This is a genomic window from Acinetobacter sp. 1294243 (assembly GCF_000588015.1).
Taxonomy (GTDB): domain Bacteria; phylum Pseudomonadota; class Gammaproteobacteria; order Pseudomonadales; family Moraxellaceae; genus Acinetobacter; species Acinetobacter pittii.
Window position 1 is genome coordinate 190,406 of record NZ_JFXG01000004.1, and the last position, 12,696, is coordinate 203,101.

At 39.1% G+C, this 12,696-nt stretch carries 7 protein-coding genes; 5 read left to right on the top strand and 2 right to left on the bottom strand.

What is annotated here, in order from left to right:
- Nucleotides 1-253: 253 nt before the first annotated feature.
- Entirely contained in the window at nucleotides 254-3,751 is a 3,498-nt protein-coding gene (locus tag J655_RS11610; RefSeq protein WP_032052390.1) for a PAS domain-containing hybrid sensor histidine kinase/response regulator, read from the bottom strand.
- 181 nt (nucleotides 3,752-3,932) lie between these two features.
- Between J655_RS11610 and J655_RS11615 the strand changes: the two genes are divergently transcribed.
- From J655_RS11615 to J655_RS11630, 4 genes are all read left to right on the top strand, one after another.
- On the top strand, nucleotides 3,933-4,265 hold the full coding sequence (locus J655_RS11615; RefSeq protein WP_000372818.1) for a DUF485 domain-containing protein: 333 nt from the start codon (nucleotides 3,933-3,935) through the stop codon (nucleotides 4,263-4,265).
- A 1-nt stretch (nucleotide 4,266) separates the two neighbouring features.
- Entirely contained in the window at nucleotides 4,267-5,982 is a 1,716-nt protein-coding gene (locus J655_RS11620) for a cation acetate symporter (protein WP_002121878.1), read from the top strand.
- A gap of 172 nt (nucleotides 5,983-6,154) precedes the next feature.
- A complete protein-coding gene (locus J655_RS11625; RefSeq protein ID WP_032006612.1) occupies nucleotides 6,155-6,847 on the top strand; it encodes an ion channel in 693 nt (230 codons plus the stop codon).
- Nucleotides 6,848-7,013: 166 nt separating this feature from the next.
- Nucleotides 7,014-8,981 (top strand): BCCT family transporter, encoded by a 1,968-nt coding sequence (locus tag J655_RS11630; RefSeq protein WP_032006613.1) that lies wholly within the window; start codon nucleotides 7,014-7,016, stop codon nucleotides 8,979-8,981.
- 59 nt (nucleotides 8,982-9,040) lie between these two features.
- Here the strand turns inward: J655_RS11630 and omp33-36 are convergent, their stop codons facing one another.
- The gene (gene omp33-36, locus J655_RS11635) at nucleotides 9,041-9,943 is read right to left on the bottom strand and encodes a porin Omp33-36 (protein WP_032052391.1); all 903 of its coding nucleotides are present in this window, start codon (nucleotides 9,941-9,943) and stop codon (nucleotides 9,041-9,043) included.
- Between the two features lie 1,010 nt (nucleotides 9,944-10,953).
- On the opposite strand from omp33-36, the gene J655_RS11640 reads away from it, so the two are divergent.
- Nucleotides 10,954-12,663, top strand: a complete 1,710-nt coding sequence (locus tag J655_RS11640) for a GGDEF domain-containing protein (protein ID WP_032006615.1) — start codon at nucleotides 10,954-10,956, stop codon at nucleotides 12,661-12,663.
- The last annotated feature ends 33 nt before the right edge of the window (nucleotides 12,664-12,696 follow it).

Sequence of the window (12,696 nt, forward strand, 5' to 3'; positions counted from 1 at the left end):
CTTATATGGTTGTTTTTGTCTAATTATAATTTTAAAAAACATCAGCTTATGAAATTGTAACTAAGTGTACAAGTGTTCACTTACAAAAAAGGTGAGCTTTGCCATAGAAAAAGGACTATTGGAAAGTTTGGCCAATTATTTAATCAACAAAAGTAGACTTTTTGAGCAGTTCTGCCTATTGGCTTAAATTAGGCCAATAATTTTTGCCAAAAATCTCTCCCAAACTTATTAAAAGGTTTGGGACAGAAAATATTTAATCTACCTCACTGGCAATTTTAAGTCCCGATAACCATGCTCTTAGAGAAGCAGGCTTAAGTGGTTTTTTGAGTAAAACAATATTCAGCTCTTTCAATTGTTGAGGTAACTCAGGATGAGAGTCAGCAGTAATTAAAGCAACAGGAACATCATGTTGACGATTTTGCAAAATAAAATCGACACCGAGTTGGTTGTTATTTAAATGCTGATCGATAAGCCAGACTTGAATATTTTCTTTTTGAATAATTTCAAGTGCTTGTTCCGGTTCAGTGGCTTTAAAAACCTCATACCCCCATCGACCTAATAAGCTACTCATACCCTCAAGAATGGTTTCATCATTGTCTAAACATAAAATCCGATAGGCTTTGGTTTTTAAAGGTACTGCCTGTACGGTTGGGGTTATTATTTTTGGAGCTTCTACCACCGGAACCTCAATCATAAAGCAGGAGCCTTTATCGAGTTGTGAATAGACATGGACTGGATAATTCAACAAACCAGTCATGCGTTGCACAATAGCAAGACCCAAACCTAAACCTTGCTCACCCCACGGTGATAAATGCCCACAGCGTTCGAATTCTTGAAATAGTTTAATACGTTGCTCTTCGGCAATTCCGGGACCTGTATCCCAGACACCAATTCGAATGTGTCCAGGTTTTTGTGCTGAACGTAATACACCAACAATCACTCGGCCTTTGGCTGTATATCGTAAAGCATTACTTACAAAGTTTTGAATAATGCGTCGTATCCACTGTGGATCTGTGTCAATCCAGAATGATACATCGTGAACTTTTAATGAAATATTTCGCTGTGCAGCAATCGACTTAAACTGGAGTTCAAGGTCGCTTAATAAATCGTGCAGAGGATAAGGCTGTCTTTTTGGCTGTATGGTACCGCCTTCCAAACGTGCAATATCGAGCAGGGCAGAGAGCATACTTTCTGCACCATATAGAGCACGGTCAAGTTGTTGCAAAGTTTGACGATCTTCTTCGGTCGCAATGCTTTGTTCAAGAACCGTACTAAACAGACGAGCAGCGTGCATAGGTTGTAATAAGTCATGACTTGCCGCAGCAATAAAGCGGCTTTTTGACATATTGGCCATATCGGCTTTTTCGCGCGCGAGCTGTTGCTCGGTTAAGGCATCGGCAAGTTGTTGGGTTCGGTCTTTTACACGGGCTTCCAGTATTGCCTCATTCGCACGGAAAGCCGTAATGTCGGCGAAGGTAGTCACAAAGCCACCACCTGAAATAGGATTACCGCGCATTTGAATAACGCGTCCGTCTTTACGGATTCGTTCAAATTCATGCGCACTTCCGACTTTCATCCAGTGTAAGCGTTTACGAACATGTTCTTCGACTGAACCAGGGCCACATTCGCCGCGTTCAGCGTTATAACGAATCAGATCGGCAATTGGACAACCCACATAAACTAAATCTTTAGGGTAGCCAAATAGTTTTAAATATTGGTTATTCCAAGCCACCAAACACATGTTTTTATCAACCACACTTACCCCTTGGGTCATGTGGTCAATCATGGTCATCAGCAAATTTTGATTGAAACGTTGCCATTGCGAGGCTTGGTCTAAAATATTGGCGACTTGGCCTAATGCCAGACCATTATTGATCATTGCTGTAGTGAGCAAAGTACGGGCAGAGGCTGCGCCGATAATGCCAGCTAGATATTGTTCGGTGAATCGCCACCACATGCCATTGGCGATACTATTCGGGTTGAGCGTGAGATGATTTTGTTCACAAAAGTTCTCGAACGCTTGTGTTGTGGGTTGCTCACCCGTAATTCTTTTAGCAAGCGCAAATAAATCGCCTACTTTTAAACGTGCAGCATCGTGCGGTAAATAAGTTAAATCGGTAGAGGTATGCGGTGATGGCAGGGGCTTAGTTTCATAATAAAAAAAGCTTTCTGCCTGAATTTGTTCTGCCACACTTGGGCGGTAAAGTTTAGAAATCCAAATATATAAAACAATATTTAAACCAAGCGACCAAATAACGCCGTGGGTTAAAGGTGCAAATGACTCAAAGCCAAAAAGTGATTCTGGACGTAATGCATTAATTCCCAAAGGACCAAAAAGCAAAATACTTTGGGCTGTTTCTTGATAGGCTTCCGGCAAACTACGTAAGATGGTTGGAAATAGTAATGTGTAACTCCACATTAAGAATCCAACAATAAGACCTGCATAAACGCCTTGGCGACTTCCACCTCGCCAATACAATCCACCAATTAGTGCAGGAGCGAATTGAGCAACCGCACTAAATGCCAATAAACCAAATACTGAAAGCTGGTTAATATCATTAAAGAAATGGAAGAATAAAAAGCCAAGTAACATCACCGCGACAATACTAATACGACGGCTGAATTTAAGAACTTTAGGTAAATGTTTATCGTGACGTGATAGCAGCTTAAAACGCCATAGTGCGGGCATAATCAAGTCGTTACTGAGCATGATAGATAATGCAACTGATGACACCAGTAACATGCCTGTTGAGGCAGAGAACCCACCTAAAAAGGCCAGTAGGGCTAACCATTCTTGGTTATAACTCAATGGTAATGAGAGTACTGCCACATCAGGCACAGTTAGGAATTTTGGCGCTGCATGCAAAGCCCAGCTTGCAATCGGGATAATAGCTAAAATCGTTAAAATGAGATAAGCCGCAAACCATTTACGTGCACCGCGAATGTGCTTTTCATCGCGTAATTCGACAACAGCCACATGAAATTGACGGGGTAAACAGATAATTGCGAGACCTGCCAATAATGTCTGAATCCAGAACGTTTCAGGTACCCCAAATAACTGAACTTCTTGGAAGGTTTGGTTTACGTCGGCCGAAACTTGTACTAAGTTCGCGGGTGCTTCAAAAATAAAAAATAAAGCGACACAGATTAGGGCGAATAATTTTACAAAAGATTCAAATGCAACGGCTAACATGAGGCCGCCATGCTGTTCGGTGTTTGCAATTTGCCTTGTACCGAAGATCATGGCTAAGATCGCAAGGACACTGGTTAAAAGCAAAACGCTATTGGTGGTCGTATGAATATGAGCATTTTGCTCTAATATGACTGATGTGCTTAAGGCAATTGCGCGTAACTGTAGGGCGAGGTAGGGAATAATCGCAATAACTGCCAAGATCGTAACCAGCGATGCCAATACCCCGCTTTTGCCATAACGCGCAGCAACAAAGTCGGCAATTGAGGAAATCGCGTGGTGCTGACGTACTCGGCCTAAACGTCGCCAGATATCGTAACCAAACCAAACAAATAACAGCGGACCTAAATAAATAGGTAAGAAAATGACGCCTTCTCGGACGGCAGCTCCGGTTGCACCGTAAAATGTCCAAGATGAACAGTAAACACCTAAGGTCAAACTAAACAAGAACATCCGGCCACGTGTACTCAGGCGGCTAGCATGCTTCTCGCCAAAAAAAGCACAAATAAATAAGAGTGCTATATAAAGAGTGAGTACCCCAATAATCAGCCAGCTGTTCATATGACCTACATGATTAAAACCTTGCGCCTATCATACCGCAAGCAGAAACAAAGCTATAAATTGATTAAATTTTAACGACCAAAGTCTAAGTTACGAATTACACGTTATTTTGCTAATTTTAATAATGAGAAACTACTATTAAAAAAGTGACCAAGGTTGGGCACAGGCAAGGAGTTTGGTTATGGATCAGAGCCAAGTAGAACAGATTCTACGCAATCCAAAGTTTCAAAAGATGGTCAAGAAAAAAAGTGCATTAAGCTGGACGCTCACAATCATTATGTTAGTGCTTTATGTGGGCTTTATGCTACTTGTTGGCTACAACAAAGAATTTTTAATGAGTTCATTTAGTGGTGGTGTAACGACATGGGGTATTCCACTAGGCTTAGGAATTATTGTTTTATCTTTCCTACTGTGTGGCGTGTATTCCTATATCGCAAACAATACCCTTGACCAGTTGAGTGAAGAAGCGTTGAAGGAAGTTGAAGCCATCACGCATGAGAAAGGATTACACTAATATGAAATGGAATTCATTAAAAGCGAAAGCCTTATTGGCAGCAGCATCGCTATATTCAACTGTTGCTATGGCTGGGCCAGATTTGGGTGAAGCCGAACAGCAAGCCACTAACTGGCATGCCATTATTATGTTCTTGATCTTTGTTGGTTTCACTTTGTTTATTACTAAGTGGGCTGCGAAACAAACTCAATCAGCACAAGATTTCTATACCGCAGGGGGCGGAATCAGCGGTTTCCAAAACGGATTGGCAATTGCCGGTGACTATATGTCAGCAGCATCTTTCCTTGGTATTTCCGCGATGGTGTTTAGTTCGGGTTTTGATGGCTTACTTTATTCTCTTGGGTTTATGGTAGGTTGGCCAATTGTTTTATTCTTGGTTGCAGAGCGTTTACGTAACCTTGGTAAATACAACCTTTCAGATGTAGTGTCATTCCGTCTTGAAGAAAAACCAGTCCGTACCTTAGCTGCCTTGAGCTCGCTTGTTGTTGTGGCATTCTACTTGATCGCTCAAATGGTAGGCGCGGGCCAGCTCATCAAATTACTATTTGGTTTGAACTATAACATCGCTGTTGTCATCGTTGGTCTATTAATGATGGCATACGTAATTTTTGGTGGCATGCTAGCAACCACATGGGTACAAATCATTAAAGCTGTTATGTTGCTTAGTGGTGCGACTTTCATGGCATTCATGGTGATGAAAGCGGTTGGTTTTAGCTTCAGCAACATGTTCACTCAATCAATTGAAGTATTCAGTAAAGTTCATAGCGTAAGCTTTGAAGAAGCTGCAAAAATTATGGGTCCAGGTAAACTTGCCGCAAACCCGATTGATGCATTGTCTCTTGGCTTGGCACTCATGTTTGGTACAGCGGGTCTTCCACATATTCTTATGCGTTTCTTCACTGTAAAAGACGCAAAAGAAGCGCGTAAATCGGTTGTGGTTGCGACAGGTTTCATTGGTTATTTCTATCTTCTAACTTTCATTATTGGTTTCGGTGCGATCCTTTTCGTATCAAACAACCCTCAATTCCTTGATGTTGCAAAAATGGCAGTATCAGGCAAGCTTGAACTTGTTGGTGGTAACAACATGGCAGCCGTGCATTTAAGTGATGCTTTAGGCGGTGACTTATTCATGGGCTTCATTTCAGCAGTAGCGTTCGCAACGATTCTTGCTGTTGTTGCTGGTTTAACACTTTCAGGTGCATCTGCAATCTCACATGACTTATACGCTAACGTATTCAAGAAAGGTCAAACGACTCCAGCTTCAGAACTTCGTATGTCAAAAATTGCGACACTTGGTTTAGCAATCTTTGCCATGATTTTGGGTATCTTGTTTGAAAAGCAAAACGTAGCATTCATGGTGGGCTTAGCGTTCTCTGTGGCATGTTGTGCAAACTTCCCAATTCTTGTTCTTTCAATGTTCTGGAAAGGTTTAACTACTCGTGGTGCAGTTATCGGTGGTGTGGTTGGTCTTGTAACAGCGGTAGTCCTTATTGTTCTGTCTAAAGCGGTTTGGGTAGATACTTTAAAAATCTCTGATACACCAGTTAACCCATTCAATGGTCCTGCATTATTTGCTATGCCATTGTCATTCCTTTGCTGTTGGTTCTTCTCGGTGACTGACAACTCTGCACGTGCTAAAAAAGAGCGTGCTGCATTCGATGCCCAATACGTTCGTTCAATGACAGGTATCGGTGCTTCTGGTGCCTCAGATCACTAAAATCAAAATGGATTAAATATCTATTTCATTAAAAGCCCTGCGGGGCTTTTTTTGTTGATCTCATACATTAAAGTGAAAGAAGCTCTTTAATAAAGAACAACTTGTTTGTCCTATTTTTTGTACAGTATGATTTCCTATAATTTAAAACATAATGAAAAAGGAAAATAATTAAATGCGATCTATTATGGACTTCTGGGCGAGCTTTCGACTGCTACCTTCTGCATGGTTGCTGCTTGTGCAATTTATCCTACTCATTTTGGCCATGCTCACTTTTCATGATGTATTTTACCGGACCCTAACGTGGGCTTTAGGAGTGCTTGCCTTACTTATTATTGCCAAAGTGATTCGCCAAACCCCAATGTTTACTTTTCTGGGATTAACTTTTGTCAGTGGAGCGATTATATCCTCAGTCTTTATTTTATTGGGCTATAGCAATTTAACGATCCAGATTTTTGCCCATAGCTGTGAAGCGCTGGCTTACTTTTCGGCTGCTTACGGTTTATTTCGTTATATGTTTGCTGATCGATATTTAACAAGAGATGAATTATTTGCAGCCGCCGCGGTTTTTACTTTGCTTGCTTGGGGCTTTGCATTCCTCTACAACATTTGTCAGCTATTGATTCCTGCTAGCTTCCAAAATCCAAACAATATTCATCATTTGCAGACTTGGTTAGATCTATTGTTCCTGAGCTTTAGCTTACAGTCAGCAACAGGCTTATCTGATCTAATGCCACTTAGTCCACCAGCACGCGTTTTGGCCATGCTACAAATGTTTTGTGGCGTGATGTATCTCGCTTTGATTGTCACACGTTTAATTGCTCTACAGTACATTGCCCATCCAACAAAGAAAGATTCTGACAAATAAAGGAGAAGGTGTTTTAATTTTTTACACCTTTGTAACTGCAATATTATTTAAGTTTATTTAAAGTATTATCGGCTTTCTCTATTGAAAGATTTAACTTTGTTCATTCTGTGAATGTCTTTATTGGCTTTATGCCTGTCACTTTTCATTAAAATAACATGGAGGAGTTATGCCTTCCAAACAACCAGGTTGGTTCGCAAACGTTAATCCTAACGTATTTTTTGGTACGGTCATTATCATTGCTTTGTTCTTGGCAGTTGTTGTGATCGCCCCGAGTTCTTTTGAACTTCTAACACAGCAATTAAAACAATGGATCACCGATTCATTTAGCTGGTTTTATGTTTTATCTGTAGCCTTCTTTCTCATTTTATTGATTTATATCGCCTGTTCATCAATAGGTCGAATTAAATTAGGACCTGACCATAGTCAGCCTGAATATAATAATGGGTCTTGGTTTGCCATGCTGTTTACAGCAGGGATGGGTATCGGTCTCATGTTCTTCGGGGTTGCCGAACCGGTCATGCATTATGTTAATCCACCGAGTGGAGATGCGCAGACTATTGAGGCGGCACAGCAAGCATTAAGGGTGACCTTCTTCCACTGGGGCTTGCATGCGTGGGCTATTTACGCAGTGGTCGGATTGGCATTGGCTTATTTTGCTTATCGACATAATTTACCGTTAAAGACCCGTTCAGCCCTTTATCCTCTCATTGGTAAGAAGATTTATGGGCCTTGGGGCGACAGCATCGATATATTCGCGACCATTGGTACGGTATTTGGTGTAGCAACTTCTCTCGGGTTTGGCGTTACCCAGATTAACTCGGGTTTACATTATTTGTTCGGTGTCGAGCAAAGCACCCATATTCAAGTATTACTGATTATTTTTGTGAGCATTTTAGCTTCCTTGTCTGTGTTCTTAGGTCTTGATAAAGGGGTTAAACGTTTATCAGAGCTAAACTTAGTCTTAGCCTTAATATTATTAGTCTTTGTTTTTATCGCTGGTCCTAGTATTTATTTACTCCAGACTACTATTCAAAACACTGGGCAATATATCTCTAACCTTTTTACCATGACATTCAATTTATACGCTTATCAGCCGAATGGATGGATTGGTGGTTGGACAATTTTATATTGGGCTTGGTGGATTTCTTGGTCGCCATTTGTGGGTATGTTTATCGCAAGGGTTTCACGTGGTCGTACCATTCGAGAATTTATTGTAGGGGTTCTCCTCATCCCGACAGGCTTTACCATTATCTGGATGGGCTTTTTAGGAAACGCTGCATTATTTAGCATTATCCATGAACATCAAAACACTCTTATTCAGGCTGTTCAGCAAGACTCATCAGTAGCTCTATTTGAGTTTTTAGGACACTTACCGTGGTCAGGTGTCATGAATATTTTGGCTACCGTTTTAGTTGTTTTATTCTTTGTGACCTCTGCTGACTCGGGAGCATTGGTAACAGACTACTTAACTGCAAAAACTGACAACTCACCAACTTGGCAGCGTTTGTTCTGGACAGTACTGATGGCTGTACTCGCCATTATTTTATTGTTAGTCGGTGGTTTGGCTGCGCTTCAATCTTCAATCATTATGAGCGCATTGCCGTTTACTGTGGTTATGCTGTTCATGAGTTGGGGATTAATAAAAGCATTGCATCTTGATGTCACGAAAATGCAAGCAATTCAGGAAGCTCGAATTACCCCACGTGCCATTCATAATCCAAGAAGCTGGCAACAGCGGCTAGGTTTAATCATGCACTATCCTCATAGTGAAGAAGAGGTTAGAGAATATATCGAAAAACAAGTGGCTCGTGCGTTTGAAAATATCAAACATGAATTTAGACGCCGTCATTTAGAAGTTTCAATTACTCAACTTGAGGATGGGATGCAACTTCGAGTCGATCATCACAATGAAATTAATTTTATTTATAAAGTTGTTTCACGTGAAACAGTGCCACCAAGTTTTTTAATTGGACGTACTGAAGCCGAAGATGGGCAATATTTCCAAGCTGAAGTGTTTTTAAGAGAAGGTGGACAGAACTATGATGTAATGGATTGGACTCAAGAAGATTTAATTCAAGACATTATCGATCAGTATGAACGTCATCTATATTTCTTAAATATTGTACGAAGCTAAATTTAGTTGTAAAAAAAGGACTCATTTGAGTCCTTTTTTAATTCGATTTCTAAATTAAATTAGAAACGGAATTTAGCATTTAAGCCGATAGTTTGTGTATCGTAGCTAGACTTTTTAACGTCAGCTTTTATGTACGATGCACCAACTGCTACAGCTGGAGTAATGAAGTAGTTTACGTTACCACCCCAAGCTTGACGGAATTCACCAAGGTCATTGCCTTTGATGTCAGCTGAACCATCGTTACCAACGAAAGAAGCGCCAACGCTTAACTTAGGAGTTAAGTAAAGGTCAGTTTTCAAACCGTATTGGTTTTCTTGACCGAAAGCACCAGCAGCTTCAAAACCAATTGCCATGTTAGTTCCATCGATTGGACCTACATATTTAGCACGAGCTGTAACAGCATCTTGGTCGTCTTGAATCGCAGCAGTTTGGTTCGCAGCAGTGTAGATACCGTTGCTGATGATACCGAAGTTATCTAAAGCGAATTGGTTTGCAACGCTTGTATAACCAACAGTCATTAAGAAGTTAGGTAACAACATAGCACCAACTTCTAATGCATAACGGTCACCGTTGTCATCACGAGAGATAGCGTTTTTACCATCAACATCAGTGTGGTTATAAGTTGCGCTAGCGTATACAGGAAGGTAAGGAGTAGGAACGTAAGCCTCACCTTTAACGCCGTATGTACCAACGTGGTAGTTCAAACCGTTGTTTTGGTCATACTGTTGGTAGCTATAACCTAAAGATACGCTAGAAGCTTGGTTCAAGAAAGCTGCTTCAGCTAAAGGACCCTTAGCGGTATCAACATTTTTTAAATAGAATGTACCAGCAACGTCACCAGTGAAGTTTTTATCGTTTGCAGTTGTGTCAACATATTCAGATTGACCTTGAACTTCAAATTGATAAGCATGAGCACCGGTCATGGCTAATAATACAGCAGTGGCTAAACCAAGTTTTTTCATAATCATTTCCAGCATTAACAAGAGATAAAGCTGGGGTCATTGTATTGTAACAATTTATGAAGTCAATAATCTAGAAAAGGTAATGTTAAAGATATTTGACACTTATGTTAAAATTGGTGAAAAACTAATCAAATGAAAAGTGGTTTGTCAACCTGATAAAAAAATGAACATTTACAATAAGCTAATAATTATATTTCATTAAGAATTAAGAAGTAAATGTTAAAAATATATTACAATTGTGATTGGAAAAATAGATTGCATTAATCGGTTTTAACATTAACAAAAATATAGCTGTGTTTACAATGTGAGTAAAAAACCGCCATTTTATTGTCAAATTCGTTTTATTTTGAGGAATAGTTAACAATATTTGGATTAGTTTAACTAAAAAATTTAACTATTCTTAATTATTATATAAGTGAATAAAATAAAAGAAATCTCTATTTTAAGTTGAAAAAACGATTAAAATTTTAATCCTGATTAATTTAATCAACTTTACAAAGGTAGAGGTAAATCACATAATTCGATTGCAAAGTTCACTGCCTAACGTTTTTTAGGATTTAAAGTGCTTGCCCAGATACGATGTGTAGAACACATCAGATTTTACGAGCTCAGCTTTCCCCAAGGTTGAGCTTTTTTTTATCTGTAAGAAAATCTAAAAATTAAAATAAGAGTTATGTGAATTTTATTGAAAAAATGAGAGGCCAAAAAGAGCCCAGCTTAAAGCTGGGCAGTGGATGCTGGGAGAGGCATCCAAGAGGACAAGTAAATACTGTTTTTACTATCATGATTAAAAATCTTTAATCTGTAAAATAGAGTTTTTTTATAAAAAGCATTCAATTTTTCGATTCATTTTGTTATTTAAGCTGACAAAATTTAGGGATCGTATAATTATTAAAAAAGAAATGAAGGGGTTAATGATGAAATTTTAGTTATTAAAATGCTAGGATGGATTTAAGCCTAATTTATATCGTATTAAAAATGGCAGGACATTTACGGAGTACCAGCTAGAAATGTCAGGATTACGTTCAGAGCATATTAGTAATCGACTGTTCTTTTTTATGCTGGTTATTATTTTATCCTTATTATTCATGGCAGTACCTCTTATTGTGGGAAGCTATCAGGATTATATAAAAACTAGACAAGCCCTAGCTGAAATAAAAAGTTTAAGAGCAGTAGCCGATATTGCCTATAAAGTTTCTAAGGAACGTGCTCCTGCTAATAAAATGATGTCGAGTGGTCCTCATGATTTGGTAAAAAATCAGCAAGAATTAAAAAAATTTCGTTTAATCGTTGATGCACAAATTGATACAAGCATTTTAATTTTAAAACAAGCTGGTTATGTTTCCTTAGCCAATGAGCTGCAAACCAATTTTAAAGAAAATCTTAGACAAGCCCGACATGTGGTTGATTATTACGGTGAAACTCCATATACAGCAAGAACTTCTGTTCAACTGGATAATGCCATTTTAGGGATGTTTGGCGCATGGGATAATTGTAGGGAAATACTGCAAAAACTAATGTTGCAGTTAAAAAGTAAAGATAGCCGTATCTCTAATTATTTTACGCTTATTATTGTGCTGACTGATATGCGTGATCAGGCTGGGCGTATGGCCTCTAACATTATTGCTCCCGTCAGTTTTAATGAAGAGATCCCAAGTAATAATCGTGCACGTTCATTACAAACTCAACACCAAGCTAGATATTTATGGATTTTGGTCGATACCTTACAGCCTGAACAGGCAAAAACTCCAGAATACCGTCGGTTATATTCTAGAGTTAAAACAGAGTTTATAGATCAGGGTATTCCGATTGTAGAAAGGCTATTAGAAGAAAGCCAAAAGAGCGAACCATATTTTTTAAGTGGTACACAGTTAACCGAAGCAATTGTAGGTAAATTTACCACTGTGGTTGATTTGCAGAGTTATATTCTTAATGAGAGTGTAGTCATTGCCACTCAAGAAAATGCAATTGCTCGAAATGGTTTCTTTTTAACTTTATTTATTTCTCTAATTTCTTTAGCAACAGCGTTACTTACCCTGATATATGCGCAAAGACGAGTATTTTCGCCTTTAATTAAAGCGAGAACTTTAATTTTAGATTTATCGCATAGTTCTGATCATTGTAAAGATGAGATGAATGTCGCCACCAAAGGTGAATTTTTTTCTCTATTTGAAGCAATTGACCGATTACAACGTATGTTGCAACAACGCGACGCTTTTGAATTTCAGTTAAAGAATATTGCCAATACTGATCCACTCACCGGAGTCTCCAATCGTTTAGCTTTATCTGAATATTTAAAAATTGTTGAAAGTTACCCTCAAAAATTTACGCAAACCTGTTTAATGATTATCGATATAGATCGTTTTAAACAGGTGAACGACCAATATGGGCATATTGTAGGTGATCGCGTCATTGTCAGTATTGCCGAGCAATTAAAGCAAAATATTCGAAGTTCGGATTTAATTGTTCGTTATGGGGGTGATGAATTTTTAATATTGCTAGAGCAAGTACAATTTGTAGATGCTCGTCTTTTAGCAGAGAAAATTCGGATTGCGATTTCTTTAGAAGAGATTGATTTATCTGGTTCAGATGAAAAATTGCATGTCTCTGTCAGTATTGGTTTTGCTATCGGGGCGGCGAGTTGGATAGAGCTTTTAGAGAAAGCTGACCGTTCTTTATTAAGAGCTAAAGCCAGAGGTCGGAATGCGGTTGAGGGGTAAAAAAGCCGGAAATGAGTTCCGGCTTTTTTTATT